This window comes from Pseudomonas sp. UBA6753, from assembly GCF_002453565.1.
Classification (GTDB): Bacteria; Pseudomonadota; Gammaproteobacteria; order Pseudomonadales; family Pseudomonadaceae; genus Aquipseudomonas; species Aquipseudomonas putida_Z.
Genome location: NZ_DKHD01000021.1, coordinates 1 through 14,632 on the forward strand (window position 1 = coordinate 1; position 14,632 = coordinate 14,632).

19 protein-coding genes are annotated in these 14,632 nt (G+C 65.2%); 10 read left to right on the forward strand and 9 right to left on the reverse strand.

What is annotated here, in order from left to right:
• Positions 1-182: 182 nt before the first annotated feature.
• Positions 183-626, reverse strand: coding sequence for a winged helix-turn-helix transcriptional regulator (locus B2790_RS07875; protein WP_085592015.1), 444 nt, complete (start codon positions 624-626; stop codon positions 183-185).
• A gap of 102 nt (positions 627-728) precedes the next feature.
• Here B2790_RS07875 and B2790_RS07880 point away from each other — a divergent pair, with 102 nt between their 5' ends.
• Positions 729-1,934, forward strand: coding sequence for an MFS transporter (locus B2790_RS07880; RefSeq protein ID WP_286918574.1), 1,206 nt, complete (start codon positions 729-731; stop codon positions 1,932-1,934).
• On the opposite strand, the gene B2790_RS07885 is transcribed toward B2790_RS07880, so the two are convergent.
• The 5 genes from B2790_RS07885 to B2790_RS07905 all read right to left on the reverse strand — a co-directional run bounded on the left by B2790_RS07885 (position 1,922) and on the right by B2790_RS07905 (position 5,908).
• Positions 1,922-2,605 (reverse strand): OmpW/AlkL family protein, encoded by a 684-nt coding sequence (locus B2790_RS07885; RefSeq protein ID WP_046615944.1) that lies wholly within the window; start codon positions 2,603-2,605, stop codon positions 1,922-1,924. The two genes, B2790_RS07880 and B2790_RS07885, sit on opposite strands and share 13 nt — an antisense overlap.
• 109 nt (positions 2,606-2,714) lie before the next feature.
• Positions 2,715-3,227: a DUF3299 domain-containing protein gene (locus tag B2790_RS07890; RefSeq protein ID WP_025337514.1), complete on the reverse strand. Its 513-nt coding sequence runs from the start codon at positions 3,225-3,227 to the stop codon at positions 2,715-2,717.
• A 126-nt stretch (positions 3,228-3,353) separates the two neighbouring features.
• Complete coding sequence (locus B2790_RS07895; RefSeq protein WP_274078670.1) at positions 3,354-4,619, reverse strand: ABC transporter permease; 1,266 nt, start codon at positions 4,617-4,619, stop codon at positions 3,354-3,356.
• Positions 4,619-5,329, reverse strand: a complete 711-nt coding sequence (locus B2790_RS07900) for an ABC transporter ATP-binding protein (protein ID WP_137162874.1) — start codon at positions 5,327-5,329, stop codon at positions 4,619-4,621. The genes B2790_RS07895 and B2790_RS07900 overlap by 1 nt, the downstream gene beginning before the upstream one ends.
• Complete coding sequence (locus tag B2790_RS07905) at positions 5,330-5,908, reverse strand: DUF2796 domain-containing protein (protein WP_286918575.1); 579 nt, start codon at positions 5,906-5,908, stop codon at positions 5,330-5,332. It abuts the gene before it with no gap.
• 130 nt (positions 5,909-6,038) lie between these two features.
• On the opposite strand from B2790_RS07905, the gene B2790_RS07910 reads away from it, so the two are divergent.
• Positions 6,039-6,383 carry a hypothetical protein gene (locus B2790_RS07910; RefSeq protein ID WP_286918576.1) on the forward strand — a complete coding sequence of 115 codons (345 nt, stop codon included), beginning with the start codon at positions 6,039-6,041 and terminating at the stop codon, positions 6,381-6,383.
• Between the two features lie 138 nt (positions 6,384-6,521).
• Here the strand turns inward: B2790_RS07910 and trxA are convergent, their stop codons facing one another.
• From trxA to B2790_RS07925, 3 genes are read right to left on the reverse strand one after another with little or no spacing between them, the layout of a single operon-like run.
• Positions 6,522-7,394, reverse strand: coding sequence for a thioredoxin (trxA, locus tag B2790_RS07915; RefSeq protein ID WP_025337519.1), 873 nt, complete (start codon positions 7,392-7,394; stop codon positions 6,522-6,524).
• A 31-nt stretch (positions 7,395-7,425) separates the two neighbouring features.
• Positions 7,426-8,097, reverse strand: a complete 672-nt coding sequence (locus B2790_RS07920) for a class I SAM-dependent methyltransferase (RefSeq protein WP_137162877.1) — start codon at positions 8,095-8,097, stop codon at positions 7,426-7,428.
• A complete protein-coding gene (locus tag B2790_RS07925; RefSeq protein WP_025337521.1) occupies positions 8,098-8,550 on the reverse strand; it encodes a YbaY family lipoprotein in 453 nt (150 codons plus the stop codon). It abuts the gene before it with no gap.
• A gap of 106 nt (positions 8,551-8,656) precedes the next feature.
• Here B2790_RS07925 and nrdR point away from each other — a divergent pair, with 106 nt between their 5' ends.
• The 8 genes from nrdR to B2790_RS07965 all read left to right on the forward strand — a co-directional run bounded on the left by nrdR (position 8,657) and on the right by B2790_RS07965 (position 14,625).
• Positions 8,657-9,121 carry a transcriptional regulator NrdR gene (gene nrdR / locus B2790_RS07930; RefSeq protein ID WP_003255402.1) on the forward strand — a complete coding sequence of 155 codons (465 nt, stop codon included), beginning with the start codon at positions 8,657-8,659 and terminating at the stop codon, positions 9,119-9,121.
• A 2-nt stretch (positions 9,122-9,123) separates the two neighbouring features.
• Complete coding sequence (gene ribD / locus B2790_RS07935) at positions 9,124-10,254, forward strand: bifunctional diaminohydroxyphosphoribosylaminopyrimidine deaminase/5-amino-6-(5-phosphoribosylamino)uracil reductase RibD (RefSeq protein WP_286918577.1); 1,131 nt, start codon at positions 9,124-9,126, stop codon at positions 10,252-10,254.
• 42 nt (positions 10,255-10,296) lie between these two features.
• Positions 10,297-10,962: a riboflavin synthase gene (locus B2790_RS07940; RefSeq protein WP_003255399.1), complete on the forward strand. Its 666-nt coding sequence runs from the start codon at positions 10,297-10,299 to the stop codon at positions 10,960-10,962.
• An 18-nt stretch (positions 10,963-10,980) separates the two neighbouring features.
• Complete coding sequence (ribBA, locus tag B2790_RS07945; protein ID WP_016484697.1) at positions 10,981-12,072, forward strand: bifunctional 3,4-dihydroxy-2-butanone-4-phosphate synthase/GTP cyclohydrolase II; 1,092 nt, start codon at positions 10,981-10,983, stop codon at positions 12,070-12,072.
• Between the two features lie 92 nt (positions 12,073-12,164).
• Positions 12,165-12,641, forward strand: coding sequence for a 6,7-dimethyl-8-ribityllumazine synthase (ribE, locus tag B2790_RS07950; protein WP_003255395.1), 477 nt, complete (start codon positions 12,165-12,167; stop codon positions 12,639-12,641).
• Positions 12,638-13,138, forward strand: a complete 501-nt coding sequence (nusB, locus tag B2790_RS07955) for a transcription antitermination factor NusB (protein ID WP_003255393.1) — start codon at positions 12,638-12,640, stop codon at positions 13,136-13,138. Before ribE ends, nusB begins: the two co-directional genes overlap by 4 nt.
• An 18-nt stretch (positions 13,139-13,156) precedes the next feature.
• Positions 13,157-14,125: a thiamine-phosphate kinase gene (thiL, locus tag B2790_RS07960; RefSeq protein ID WP_286918578.1), complete on the forward strand. Its 969-nt coding sequence runs from the start codon at positions 13,157-13,159 to the stop codon at positions 14,123-14,125.
• The gene (locus B2790_RS07965) at positions 14,122-14,625 is read left to right on the forward strand and encodes a phosphatidylglycerophosphatase A family protein (protein ID WP_004376077.1); all 504 of its coding nucleotides are present in this window, start codon (positions 14,122-14,124) and stop codon (positions 14,623-14,625) included. Before thiL ends, B2790_RS07965 begins: the two co-directional genes overlap by 4 nt.
• The last annotated feature ends 7 nt before the right edge of the window (positions 14,626-14,632 follow it).

Here is a 14,632-nt window from a genome sequence, read left to right on the forward strand (position 1 = left end):
CAACTTCTTGGGGGCAGTCCAAGAGCGAGTACGCGGTCCCTGTGGGAGCAACTGTCTTGTGCTGCCTGTACTGGCCCTATCGCCGGCAAGCCAGCTCCCCAAGTGATAGCCCATGGCTTGAGGTCAATGCGGTCGAGGTGGGAGCTGGCTTGCCGGCGATGGGCTGCGCAGCAGCCCCAGAATCACTCATGCCGCACCACTTTTCGCAGGCAGTCCCCGGCCGCCAGCACCCGCCCATCCCGGGCCCGCACCTGCAGTGTTTCCAGCGCCTGCCCCGTATCACCATCCACCAACTCCGAACGCACCTCGCCCGCCTCGAACAGAAACCGCTCCCCCCACTGCCTCAAGCCAACCACCACCGGGAATACCGATCGCCCTTTCTCGGTCAGCACATATTCCTTGTAGGCACTGCCATCCGACGCCGGCTGCAGCGTCAGCAGCCCGCTCTCCACCAGCCACTTCAGCCGTGAGGCGAGGATGTTCTTCGCCAGCCCCAGGTTCTTCTGGAATTCACTGAAGCGCCGCAGGCCATCGAAGGCGTCGCGCAGGATCATCAGCGCCCAACGGTCTCCCAGCACCTCCAGGGCCCGGGCGACGGGGCATTGCGCATTGTTTTCATCGAGCATGGACGGGGCCTTTCGTGATCATCTGGTTGCAGATTAAAACCACATTTGCTAAATAGCCAGCATGTGGTTTCAATTCGAAACCAGATTGACGAGGCCAGCCCGATGAACCCTGCACTGACACGCTGGATAACCCTGCTGCTGGCCATCACCAGCGCCATGGCCGTGGCGACTGTGTATTTCGCCCAGCCTCTGCTCGAGTCGATGGCCGCTGACCTGGGCGTGGCGCAGCAGCAGATCGGTTGGGTAGTGGGCGCGACCCAGGCGGGCTATGCCCTGGGGTTGTTGCTGATCGTGCCGCTGGGGGACCTGATAGACCGCAAGCGCCTGTTGCTCGGGCAGTTGCTGTTCTCGGCCCTGGCGCTGGTTGGGGTAGGCATGGCGCCCAACTGGGCGCTGTTGCTGCTGGCCCTGGCCATCACCGGGCTGATGGCGGTCATGGTGCAGGTGATGGTGGCGCATGCAGCGAGCCTTGCCGCCCCCGGCCAGCAAGGGCAGGCCGTGGGCACCGTCACCAGCGGCATAGTGCTGGGCATTCTGCTGGCGCGGCTGGTCTCGGGCGGGCTTGCCGACCTGGCTGGCTGGCGCAGCGTGTACCTGATTGCCGCAGGGCTGTTGATGCTGCTGGCCCTGGTGCTGTGCCGCAGACTGCCCGCGGGGCAACCGGTGTCGCTGCGGTCTGGCTACCGGGCGCTGATCGTTGCCCAGTTCAGGCTGTACCGGCACGACCGGCTGCTGCGTCAGCGCGGGCTGTTCGGCGTGTTGATCTTCGCTGCGTTCAGCGTGCTCTGGAGTGCCATGGTCATGCCTCTGAGTGCCGAGCCACTGGCGCTGAGCCATACCGAGATCGGTCTGTTCGGCCTGGCGGGTGTTGCCGGCACATTGGCGGCAGCGCGCGCCGGTCGCCTGGCCGACCAGGGGCTGGGGGAGCGCACCACCGGTCTGGCGCTGGTTCTGCTGGTGCTGTCATGGCTGCCCACGGCCTTCGTCGGGCATTCACTGATGGCCTTCGGGTTGGGTGTGCTGATGCTGGACTTTGCCGTGCAGGCGGTGCATGTCACCAACCAGAGCCTGCTGCTGGCCGGGCGTGGTGCAATGGCCAGCCGGTTGATCGGCGCCTACATGTGCTGCTATTCGCTTGGCAGTGGAGTGGGGGCAGTGCTGGCGAGCTGGGTGTATGCCCATTGGGGTTGGGCAGCGGTGTGTGGGCTTGGGATGGGCATCAGCGCGGTGGCGCTGGGGTACTGGCTATTGCTGCAACGCGCGAGGGCGGCCGAAGCCGCCCTGCAGTGTTCAGGTCAGAACTTGTAGCCAAGGCCGACCATGTACACCCACGGGTCGACATCGACGTCGACCTTGGTCTTGCTGTAGCCCAGTGCGCTCGGGCCGTTGACGCTGGCCTTGGTGTCGATGTCGACGTACCAGACCGATGCGTTGACCAGCAAGTTGTCGGTGATCATGTAGTCCATGCCCAGCTGGCCGGCGATGCCGACCGAGTCTTGCAGCTTCAGGTTGCTGAAGCCCTGCTGCTTGCGTGCACTACTGAGGTCTTCGTCGAAGAACAGGGTGTAGTTGATGCCGACGCCGGCATACGGCTGGAACTTGGAAGTCGGTTCCATCGGGTAGTACTGCAACGACAGGGTCGGTGGCAGCTGCTTGATGTCGGCGAGCTTGCCGTCCAGGCCGCCGCCCAGGCCTTTGACGCCGACGGTGTGCTTGAACGGGGTGGCAGCCAGCAGCTCGAGGCCGATATGGTCGGTGAGCATATAGGCGAAGGTCAGGCCCAGTTGGGTGTCGCTGTCCAGAGTCGCCTTGGTGCCCGAGACTTTGTTGCCGTCGAATTTCAGGTCGCCGCTGCTTTCGTTGGGAGCTGTGGTAATGGCACCTGCGCGGACGATGATATCGCCTGCCTGGTGGGCGTGGGCGACAGGGGCAGCGAGCGCCAGGGCCGCGAGGGCGGCGCTGAGCAAGGACTTGTTCATGGAAGCTCCCAGAGGACGTGAGTAATCGAGTAGTCCAATGGTACGGATGCCGTTAAACAGAAAGTTTGACCCAGCTCAAAGAAGCGTCGTCACGAATTCGAAACAGTTCTCATCTCAGCTCATAAGCGTATATTTTCTCGGCTTCCATCTGGTAGCCGGCATCGGCCAGTTCGCTGCTGGAGGCTCTAACCTGCAGCTTTCCCTCGATCCAGTAGGGCTGGTAGAGGTCTTCTACGCGCACGCCCATTTCGCTGAAGATGTGCACGATCTGGTTCGAGGGTGGTGGTGGCACGTGGATGCACGCGCCGTAGTAGGGGACCAGCAGGAATTCGGTGGTGCGGCCTTCTTCGCTCACCTCCAGCGGCACGATGTAGCCGGGCAGTTTGATCTGCTGGCCGTCGAGGCTTTTTACCACCGGGGCGTCGGGTGCCTGCTGGCGCGCCGGTGGGGCGGACTCGGCGGACAGGGCGTTGCTGAGCTGCGACATGTCGTGCAGCGGCGCGAGTTGGGGCGGGATGACCGGGGCGCCTTCGGGGATGAGGGCGGGCCAGTCAAGTTCGCGGGGTTCCGAGGCCCACAGAGGCATCGCTACTGTGAGCAGCAGGATCAGCAGCGTATGCAGTGCTGGCCTCTTCGCGGGCATGCCCGCTCCCACAGGGTTCACCACAGGCTTCGAACCTTGTGAAAGGCCTGTGGGAGCGGGCGCGCCCGCGAAGAAGGCAGTGAGGTATTGGATCATTGCACGCCCTCAGAGGTGAATGGACAAGCCATCGGCCAACGACTGCCGATAGGCCCGCCACGCCGGCACGCTGCCCATCAACAGTGCAGCTCCCAGGATGATAGCCAGCAACGTCCATTCATGAGCGCTCGGCATGGCCAGCGGCAAATACAAACCATAGTTGGCTTGCACATACCCCTGTGCCAGGGCGATTCCCGCATACAGCAAGCCAAGCCCGGCAGCGATCCCGACCGCCGCCAGCGACAGTGCCTCCAGCACCAGCAGCCCTGCGATATGCCACGGCCTGGCGCCAACCGAGCGCAATATCGCCATCTCCCTGCGGCGTTCGTTGAGGCTGGTGAGAATCGCCGTAAGCATGCCGATCAGGCCAGTCAGCACCACGAACAGCGACACCACGAACAACGCCTGCTCCGCGGTGCCCATCAGGCTCCATAGCTCCTGCAGGGCTACCCCGGGCAGGATCGCCAGCAACGGCTCGCTGCGGTATTCATTGATCTCCCGCTGCAGGCTGAATGTCGCGATCTTGCTGTTCAGGCCGAGCATGAACGCAGTGATGGCGGCAGGCTGCAGGTCCATGGTCCGTGCCTGCTCGGCGCTGATACGCCCGGCGCCACGGGCCGGCACACCGTTGTGCCAGTCGATGTGGATGGCTTCCATGCCGCCCAGGCTGATATGCAGCGTGCGGTCGACCGGCGTACCGGTGCGCTTGAGCACACCGACCACGGTGAACGGTTTGTCATCGTGCTTGACCAGGCTGATCGCGGCCACGCCGTGGGCAAGCACCAGCTTGTCGCCCAGCTTGTAGTGCAACGCCTCGGCCACTTCGGCACCCAGCACTACCTCGAACGGATCATCGGCAAACGCGCGGCCCTGGTTCAATTCCAGGTGCTGGCGGCGGCCGTACTGGTAATGGCTGAAGTAGTCGCCGGTAGTGCCCATCACTCGATAACCACGGTGCGAGTCGCCCAGCGAGATGGGGATGGCCCATTTCACCCGCGGGTCCTTGGCGTAGTGCTCATAGCTGTCCCAACGGATGTTGTTGGTGGCGTTGCCGATGCGGAACACCGAGTACAGCAGCAGGTTCACCGAGCCGGAGCGGGCGCCGACGATCAGGTCGGTACCGCTGATGGTGCTGGCGAAACTGGCCCGGGCCTCGGTACGGACCCGTTCCACGGCCAGCAGCAGGCACACCGACAGGGCGATGGCGAAGGCGGTGAGGAATGCGGTGAAGCGGCGGTTGGCCAGGCTGGCCAGGGCAAGGCGGAGCAGGTACATCAGGCCTCCCGGGGCTTGGCGGCACGGTTGAGTTCGGCCAGCGACAGGTGGCGGTCGAACAGCGGCGCCAGGCTCTGGTCGTGGCTGACGAACAGCAGGCTGGCACCGGCGGCGCGGCATTCATCGAACAGCAGGCGGATGAACGCTTCGCGGGTGTCGGCATCCAGCGCCGAGGTCGGTTCGTCGGCGATCACCAGTTCGGGTTGGCCGATCAGTGCGCGGGCGGCAGCGACCCGTTGCTGCTGGCCGATCGACAGGCTGTCGGCGCGGCGGGCGAGCAGGGTGGGGTCGTCCAGGCCCAGGTGGGCCAGCAGCGTGCCGGCTGCCTGGTCGACACTGCCATGGCGCTGCTCGGCGCGGGCCTTGCGGCTGCGCGAGAAGCGGCAGGGCAGCTCGACGTTTTCGCGTACCGAGAGGAACGGCAGCAGGTTGAACTGCTGGAAGATATAACCGGTGTGGTCGACCCGGAAGCGGTCACGGGCGCCTTGGCCCAGGCGGCCGAGGTCCTGGCCGAGCAATTGGATGCGGCCCTGGCCCGGTACGTTCACCCCGCCCAGCAGGCCCAGCAATGTGGTCTTGCCACTGCCGCTGGGGCCCTTGAGAAACAGGGCCTCGCCAACCTCCAGGCGGAATGCCGGAATATCCAGCAGCGCTGGCTGGCCGGGCCAGGCGAACACCAGGTCATGCAGTTCGATCAACGGCTGGCGCATTCAGAACGCGACCGCGGCCTTGGCCGGTGTGGTTTCCACGCCTTTCTGGCCATTGGGGCCGATCAGTTGAACGGTGATTTTCTGGGTAGCCGGGAATGCCTTGAACAGCGGAGCGAGGTCCACCTGCGTCAATTTGTCGGGGTTGGCGCAGGTCAGCTGGTAATGGGCGCCGATGTCGCTGTGCTGGTGCTCGTGCTCGTGCTCGTCACCATCGTCGTCGGCTTTCGGGGCATCACCGAACAGCGGGCTTTCCAGTTCCTGCTGGTCTTCCTTGCAGCCAGCGGCAGCGGGCAGGCCGAACAGCTTCAGTGGCTGCCCCAGCTGCTGGCGCACAGCCGCGACCTTGGCCTTGTCGGCGTCGCTGTTGGCGGCGTGTTCGAAGCCGACCAGGTTCATTGCCGGGCTGTCCAGCTCCAGCTCCAGGGTGTTGCCATCGAGCACGGCGTTGAGCTTGGCCACGCCATGCTCGTGGGCGCCGAGGGTGCCGTGGGCGTGGTCGTGATCATGGTCATCATCGTGGGCTTGGGCCACGGCCAGGGGCAGCAGGGCGAAGGGCAGGGCGAGCAACAGGCGACGCATGGACGACTCCGGAGCGGGCGGGAAGATTGGGTTATGTTATAACAACTTTTCCGGATGCTGCCAGCCTGCGTGGCGCAGGTTTCATGTTGGGGTAGGATGGTGGCATTGACTTGGGTTCAGGGAATGCGGCATGAGAATTCGTGGACAGATTGGTGACTGGCCTGTGGATCTGACCTTCGAGCTGGCGCCTGAAGAGTGGGCGCAACTGGGGCGGCAGATCGAATTGCCCGCGGTGGCGCAGAATGCAGCAACGGAAACCGTGGCGACAACTCGTCAGGATGACGGGCAATGGACTGCGGCACGTGAGGTGTTGCGCTTGGCGGGGCAGATGAGCGGGCCGGAATTGCTGGACCGGCTGGAAGGGCTGGCCGGAAGTACGGCGGCGGGTAAACGGCTGCTGGTGCGCTTGCGGCATAGCAGTGAAGTCAAGGTGGAAAGTGGCGTGGACGCGCCGGTGTATCACTGGGTGGGATAAATCTGTATTGCCTGTGCTGGCCTCGTTCGCGGGCTTGCCCGCTCCCACAGGTATACCACCGGTATTGAATTCAGTGCGTACCCTGTGGGAGCGGGCGTGCCCGCGAACGAGGGCAAAGCCCTCGCAATAGGCCTCAGGTCAGAACATCGCCGCCGACAACTTGCGACGATACACGCCGACCAGCGGGTGATCACCGCCCAGCAGCTCGAACACCTGCAGTAACGCTTTCTGCGGCAGCCCGTTCTCATAACCACGGTTACGCTGGAACAGCTTCAGCAACCCTTCCAGCGCCGCTTCATACTGCTGGCGCGCCAGTTGCTGGATGCTCAGCTGATAGGCCGCCTCGTCATCCTGCGGGTTCTGTGCCAGGCGGCTTTTCAGGTCGGCCACTTCCGGCAGGCTGGCTGCCTGGCGCAGGAAGGTCAGCTGGGCCTTGGCGCCGGCCAGCGCGGCCTTGTGCTCGTCGGTCTTGACCGCATCCAGCACCACCTGGGCTTCACCCAGCTCCCCGCGCTCGGCCAGGCAACGGGCATACAGGATCAGCGCCTCGGCATTGCTGTTGTCCTCACCCAGCAGTGCCTGCAACAGTGCTTCGGCCTCGGCAAAACGGCTTTCGGCAAACAGCCCCTTGGCCTGCTCCAGCGGCGATGCGCTGGGGGCGGCGGGCAGTTGCACGTGTGGCTCGAGCATGGCGCGGATCGCCGATTCTGGCTGCGCACCGGCAAAGCCGTCCACCGGCTGGCCGTCCTTGAACAGCACCACGGTCGGCAGGCTGCGGATGCCGAACTGGGCAACCACCTGTTGCTCCACGTCACAGTTGATCTTGGCCAGCAGCAGCTCGCCCTGGTAACCCTCGGCGATCTTCGCCAGCAGTGGCATCAGTGCCTTGCACGGTGCGCACCACTCGGCCCAGAAGTCCACCAGCACCGGTTTGTGGAAGGAGTTCTCGATAACCAGTTGCTGGAAGGTGGCATCGGTAGCGTCGAAAATGTAAGGCGTGTCTTGGGTCATCGCGACTCTCGCAAACTCGTGGATAACACCACTATAAGGTGTCGCGGCTGGCGTGGTACAGGCTGACCCGGCGGAATTCGTGCGGCTCGGCCAGGTCCGGCAGGGTCAGCGCTTCCAGCACGCCCAGCTGCTGGTACAGCGGGTGGCTGAAGTCGCGTACCCGCGAGTCGGCCACCAGCGCCTGGCGCCCGCGGCCGAGGAAGGCATCCAGCAGCGGCAGGTTGGCGCGGTCGTACAGCACATCGGCAACCAGGATCAGATCGAAGCGGTCGTCTTCGGCGAAGAAATCGCTGCTGTAGCCCAGTTCCACCCCGTTCAGCGCGGCATTCGCGCGGCAGGCATCGAGTGCCAGCGGGTCGAGGTCGCAGGCCACCACTTCCAGCGCACCGGCACGGGCGGCGGCAATACCGGCGATACCGGAGCCAGCGCCAAAGTCCAGCACGCGCTTGCCGGCTACCCATTCCGGGTGCTCGGCCAGGTAACGGGCCATGGCCAGGCCGCTGGCCCAGCAGAAGCTCCAGTAGGGCGGTTCTTCAAGAATGCGCTGGGTCTCTTCGCTGCTGAAGGCGCGGTCCATGTTCTGGTCGTCGATCAGCCACAGCTTGAGGTCGCAGCCGGGCAGCTCGCTGACGACAAGACGCGCTTCGCCGATCAGACTGCTGAGGGCCTGTTGCAGGGGCTGTTGTAGGGAGACTGGCGCCACTTACGGCGCCTTCTCGAAACGCAGCGGGCCGATGGCCTGGGTCTGGGCCTGGGTAATGCGCACCGGCGGCAGGTGCATGATCAGCTGGCCAGAGCTGCTGGCGCGGCCGCGCAGCTCTACCCGGGCACCGGCGGGGAAGGCCTCGGGGTTGAAGCGCAGTTGGTAGGGCAGGGCCTGGCCGGTGCCGGTCAGGTTGCTGCTGGCCAGCAGGCGTTGTGGGCGGTCGCGTTCATCGATGACCAGCAAGGCCAGCTCCACGTCGGCACCGGCCGGGATTGCCAGCAAGGTGCCGCTCAGCTCGCGCTGGTAGGCCGGCAGCGGGCCCAGTACTGCGGCCGGCTTGGCCGTGCGGGCTGGCGTGGGTGCCGGAGGGGTGTCGGGCTTCGGCCTGTCGCTGCCGCAGGCGGCGAGCAGGGCGGCGCAGCACAGCACGACGAGCGCTCGGTAGTGCATGGGGTAGTCCTTCACGGGCAGATTTCCCATGGATGTTAACCCCTTTGGCTTGTCTTGCCAGTGGGATGCGCTACCATGGCCCTCCCTTTTTTTGTTGCCTGCCACCATGCACTGTCCCTTTTGCGGTGCCAACGACACCAAGGTCATCGACTCTCGCCTCGTCGCCGAGGGCGAGCAGGTGCGCCGCCGCCGTGAATGCGTCGCCTGCGGCGAGCGCTTCACCACCTTCGAAACCGCCGAGCTGGTGCTGCCCCGGCTGATCAAGCAGGACGGTACGCGCCAACCCTTCGACGAAGAAAAACTGCGCGCCGGCATGCAGCGGGCACTGGAAAAACGCCCGGTCAGCGTCGAGCGCCTGGAAGCTGCGCTGGCGCATATCAAGAGCCGCCTGCGTGCCACCGGCGAGCGTGAAGTCAAATCGCTGGTGGTGGGTGAGATGGTCATGGCCGAGCTGCGCAAGCTCGACGAAGTGGCCTATATCCGTTTTGCCTCGGTTTACCGCCGCTTCCAGGACCTCGACGAGTTCCGCGAAGAAATCGACCGCCTGGCTCGCGAGCCGGCTAAAGAGTGACCATGTCCAGCCAAGCTGCCATCCTCGACGCCCACTACATGGCCCGCGCGCTGGAGCTGGCGCGCAAGGGCCTGTACACCACCCACCCGAACCCGCGCGTAGGCTGCGTGATCGTGCGCGATGGCGAGGTGGTCGGTGAAGGCTGGCATGTGCGCGCCGGCGAGCCGCATGCCGAAGTGCATGCCCTGCGACAGGCTGGTGAGCGTGCCCGTGGCGCCTGTGCCTATGTCACCCTCGAGCCGTGCAGCCACCATGGCCGCACGCCGCCGTGCGCCGAAGCGCTGGTCATGGCCGGGGTAGCACGGGTGGTAGCCGCCATGCAGGACCCCAACCCGCAAGTGGCGGGGCAGGGCCTGCGGCGCTTGGCCGAGGCCGGTATCGAAGTGGCCAGCGGCGTGCTCGAGGCCGAGGCCCGCGCACTCAACCCCGGTTTCCTCAAACGCATGGAACATGGTCTGCCGTTCGTTCGCGCCAAGCTGGCCATGAGCCTGGATGGCCGCACCGCCATGGCCAGTGGCGAAAGCCAGTGGATCACCGGCCCGGCCGCCCGTTCGGCGGTGCAGCGCCTGCGCGCCCGCTCCAGCGTGGTACTGACCAGCGCCGCCAGCGTGTTGGCCGATAACGCGCGGATGACCGTGCGCGGCACCGAGCTGGGCCTGGACGCCGAAACCACCGCCTTGGCACTCAGCCGCACACCGCTGCGCGTGCTGGTCGATGGCCGCCTGCGCCTGCCGCTGGATGCACCGTTCTTCCAGGCTGGCCCGGCGTTGGTGGTGACCGCTGTCGCAGATGACCCGCGCTATGCCGCTGCCGGCCACGAACTGCTCAGCCTGCCGGGTGACAATGGCCAGGTAGACCTGCCGGCGCTGCTGCAGGCCCTGGCAACCCGTGGCGTCAACGAAATCCTGCTGGAAGCCGGTGCCGGCCTGGTCGGCGCCTTCGCCCGGCAAGGCCTGATCGACGAGTACCAGCTGTTCGTCGCCGGCACTTTCCTCGGTTCCCAGGCCCGCCCGCTGCTGGACTGGCCACTGGACAAGATGAGCGAAGCGCCGCGGCTGAAAATTACCGAAATGCGCGCAGTGGGCGATGACTGGCGGGTCACGGCCATCCCCCTGCCGGCGCCCGGCGTATAATGCCAGGCTTGCCCCGCGCAAACCGTTTTTGAGGAAGACCCCATGTTCACCGGCATCATCGAATCCATCGGCACCATCCGCAGCCTGACCCCCAAGGGTGGCGACGTGCGCGTCTACGTCGAAACCGGCAAGCTCGACCTGGGTGACGTCAAGCTCGGCGACAGCATCGCCGTCAACGGCGTGTGCCTGACCGCCGTCGAACTGCCGGGTGACGGCTTCTGGGCCGACGTCAGCGTCGAAACCCTCAAGCGCACCGCCTTCATCGACCTCAAGAGCGGCAGCAAGGTCAACCTTGAAAAAGCCCTGACCCCCACCACCCGGCTGGGCGGGCACCTGGTCAGCGGCCACGTCGACGGGGTCGGCGAAATCATCTCGCGCAGCGATAACGCCCGCGCCATCCAGTTCCGCGTGCGTGCACCGAAGGAACTGGCCAAGTACATCGCCCACAAGGGTTCGATCACCGTCGACGGCACCAGCCTGACGGTCAACGAGGTCAATGGCGCCGAGTTCGAGCTGACCATTGTCCCGCACACCCTGTCCGAAACCATCATGGCCGACTACCGTGCAGGGCGTCGGGTAAACCTTGAGGTCGACCTGCTGGCCCGTTACCTGGAGCGTCTGCTGCTGGGTGACAAGGCCGCCGAACCGAGCAAGGGCAGTGGCATTACCGAAAGCTTCCTGGCCGCCAACGGCTTCTTGAAATCCTGATTGAGAAGGGGGTGCCGCGTGGCGCTCAACAGCATCGAAGAACTGGTCGAAGACATCCGCCAGGGCAAAATGGTCATCCTCATGGATGACGAAGACCGCGAAAACGAAGGCGACATCATCATGGCAGCCGAGTGCTGCCTGCCCGAGCACATCAACTTCATGGCCAAGCACGCCCGTGGCCTGATCTGCATGCCGATGACCCGCGAGCGTTGCGAAACGCTGAAGCTGCCGCTGATGGCGCCGCGCAACGGCTCGGGCTTCGGCACCAAGTTCACCGTGTCGATCGAAGCCGCCGAAGGTGTCACCACCGGCATCTCCGCCGCTGACCGTGCCCGCACCGTGCAGGCGGCCGCTGCCAAGGACGCCAAGGCCGAAGACATCGTCAGCCCTGGCCACATCTTCCCGCTGATGGCCCAGCCTGGCGGTACCCTGGCCCGTGCCGGCCACACCGAGGCCGCGTGCGACCTGGCGCGCATGGCCGGTTTCGAGCCGAGCGGCGTGATCTGCGAAGTGATGAACGACGACGGCACCATGTCGCGCCGCGCCGAGCTGGAAGTGTTCGCCGCCGAGCACGGCCTGAAGATCGGCACCATCGCCGACCTGATCCACTACCGCATGATCCACGAGCGCACCGTGCAGCGCGTCTCCGAGCAACCGGTGGAGAGCGAGCTGGGCGAGTTCAACCTGGTCACCTACCGCGACGCGGTGGAAGGCGACGTGCACATGGCCCTGACCCTGGGCAAGATCTGCGCCGAAGAGCCGACCCTGGTGCGCGTGCACAACATGGACCCGCTGCGCGACCTGCTGCTGGTCAAGCAACCGGGCCGCTGGAGCCTGCGCGCCGCCATGGCCGCCGTGGCCGAGGCCGGCAGCGGCGTGGTATTGCTGCTGGGCCACCCGCTGGACGGCGACGTGCTGCTGGCGCACATCCGCGAAAGCGCGGGCGATGCACCCGCCAAGGCACCGACCACCTACAGCACCGTGGGTGCCGGTTCGCAGATCCTGCGTGACCTTGGTGTGCGCAAGATGCGCCTGATGAGTTCGCCGATGAAGTTCAACGCGATATCCGGATTCGATCTGGAAGTTGTAGAATACGTGCCCTCCGAGTGACTTGAGGCGGCAGTGACGCCCTCCAGCTCGAGTCCATACCCCTGTCGAGGCCGCCAGCATGCGGCCTCGCTCTTGAAGATGAGAATATCGGAATGACCCTGAAGACCATCGAAGGTACCTTCATCGCCCCCAAAGGTCGCTATGCTTTGGTGGTTGGCCGCTTCAACAGCTTCGTCGTCGAAAGCCTGGTAAGCGGTGCCGTTGACGCCCTGGTACGCCACGGTGTCAGCGAAAGCGACATCACCATCATCCGTGCCCCGGGTGCATTCGAAATCCCGCTGGTGGCACAGAAGGTCGCCCAGCAAGGCGCCTACGACGCGATCATCGCCCTGGGCGCCGTGATCCGTGGTGGTACCCCGCACTTCGAATACGTGGCGGGCGAATGCACCAAGGGCCTGGCCCAGGTGTCCATGGAGTTCGGTGTTCCGGTGGCCTTCGGCGTACTGACCGTCGACTCCATCGAACAGGCCATCGAGCGTTCCGGCACCAAGGCCGGCAACAAAGGTGCTGAAGCAGCCCTGTCCGCTCTGGAAATGGTCAGCCTGCTGGCGCAGTTGGAGGCCAAGTGATTAGCGACGAAAGCGATCGTTTCAACCCGCGCGATCCAAAACCTGCGGATGCCGGCAAGCCATCGAAGAGCGCCAAGCGCCGCGAAGCCCGCAAGCTCGCGACCCAGGCACTGTACCAGTGGCACATGGCGCAGCATTCGCTGAACGAGATCGAAGCGCAGTTCCGGGTCGATAACGATTTCACCGATGTCGACGGTGCCTATTTCCGCGAGATCCTGCATGGGGTCCCGGCAATCAAGGGCGAAATCGACAAAGCCTTGGTGCCGTGCATGACCATCGCACTGGAAGAGCTCGACCCGGTCGAGCTGGCCGTGCTGCGCCTGTCCACCTGGGAACTGATCAAGCGCGTTGACGTGCCGTACCGCGTAGTGATCAACGAAGGCGTGGAACTGGCCAAGGTCTTCGGCGCCACCGACGGCCACAAGTTCGTCAACGGCGTGCTGGACAAGCTCGCCCCGGCCCTGCGCGAAGCAGAAGTCAAGGCGAACAAGCGCTGATCCTGGCGCTTGCGGACCATGGGTGAGTTCGAGCTGATCAGCCATTACTTCGCCGCCGCGCCCTGTGCGCAAGGCGGTGAAGGCGTGGCCCTGGGCATCGGTGACGACTGCGCCCTGCTGAGCCTTCCCGCCGGCGAGCAACTGGCGGTGTCCACCGACACCCTGGTTGCCGGAGTGCATTTTCCGGCGGTGTGCGACCCCTGGTTGCTCGGCCAGCGATCGCTGGCCGTGGCGGCCAGCGATCTGGCTGCCATGGGCGCCACCCCCATCGGTTTTACCCTCGCCCTGACCTTGCCCGAGGTCAGCGCCGACTGGCTGCAAGCCTATGCCAGCGGCCTCAACCGCGTGGCCGGCCACTGCCAGCTGAGCCTGATCGGTGGCGATACCACCCGTGGCCCCCTGAGTATCACCATGACCGTGTTCGGCCGGGTTCCGGCGGGGCAGGCGTTGCGCCGTGACGGCGCTCGCCCGGGCGACCTGCTGTGCGTTGGTGGCGAGTTGGGTAACGCGGCGGGTGCCTTGCCGCTGGTGCTGGGCCAGCGCCAGGCTGATGCCGTGCTGGCGCAACCGTTGCTCGACCATTACTGGTCGCCATCGCCACAGTTCGCCCTGGGCCAACTGCTGCGCGGGCGTGCCACCTCGGCGCTGGATATTTCCGACGGCTTGCTGGCCGACTGCGGGCATATCGCCAAGGCCTCCCGTGTGGCGCTCGAGGTGAACCTGGAGCAGGTACCGGTGTCAGCCGCTCTGCATGGGTTCCTCGGTGCCGAGGCGGCCGTGCAGGCGGCGCTGACCGGTGGCGACGACTATGTGCTGGCGTTCACCTTGCCGCCAGCCGAGCTTTCATCCCTGCAGGCACAAGGCCTGGCGGCGTTCCATGTCATCGGGCGGGTGCTCGAAGGGCAGGGTGTCAGCCTGCGCGACCGGCAGGGCCAGGACATCACCCCGCGGCAACGCGGCTATCAACATTTTAGGGAGACACCGTGACCGATCACCCCAACCAGGTGCCTGCGGAGTTCGTTCCGCCTTCGGTCTGGCGCAACCCGTGGCACTTCATCGCCTTCGGTTTTGGTTCCGGCACCTTGCCCAAGGCGCCGGGCACCTGGGGCTCGCTGGTGGCCATACCGTTCATCCCGCTGTGGCAGATGCTGCCCGACTGGGGCTATTGGCTGTTGCTGGGCGTGAGCATGCTGTTCGGCTTCTGGCTCTGCGGCAAGGTCGCCAATGACCTGCGCGTGCACGACCATGAAGGTATTGTCTGGGACGAGATCGTCGGCATGTGGATAACCCTCTGGCTGGTGCCGGAAGGCTGGCAGTGGCTGCTGGCGGGGTTCCTGATGTTCCGCTTCTTCGACATCCTCAAGCCGTGGCCGATCCGCTGGGTCGACCGCCATGTGCATGGGGGCGTCGGGATCATGCTCGACGATATCCTGGCCGGCGTGTTTGCCTGGCTGGGGATGCAGGTTCTGGTGTGGGCGGTTGCCTGATACAGGG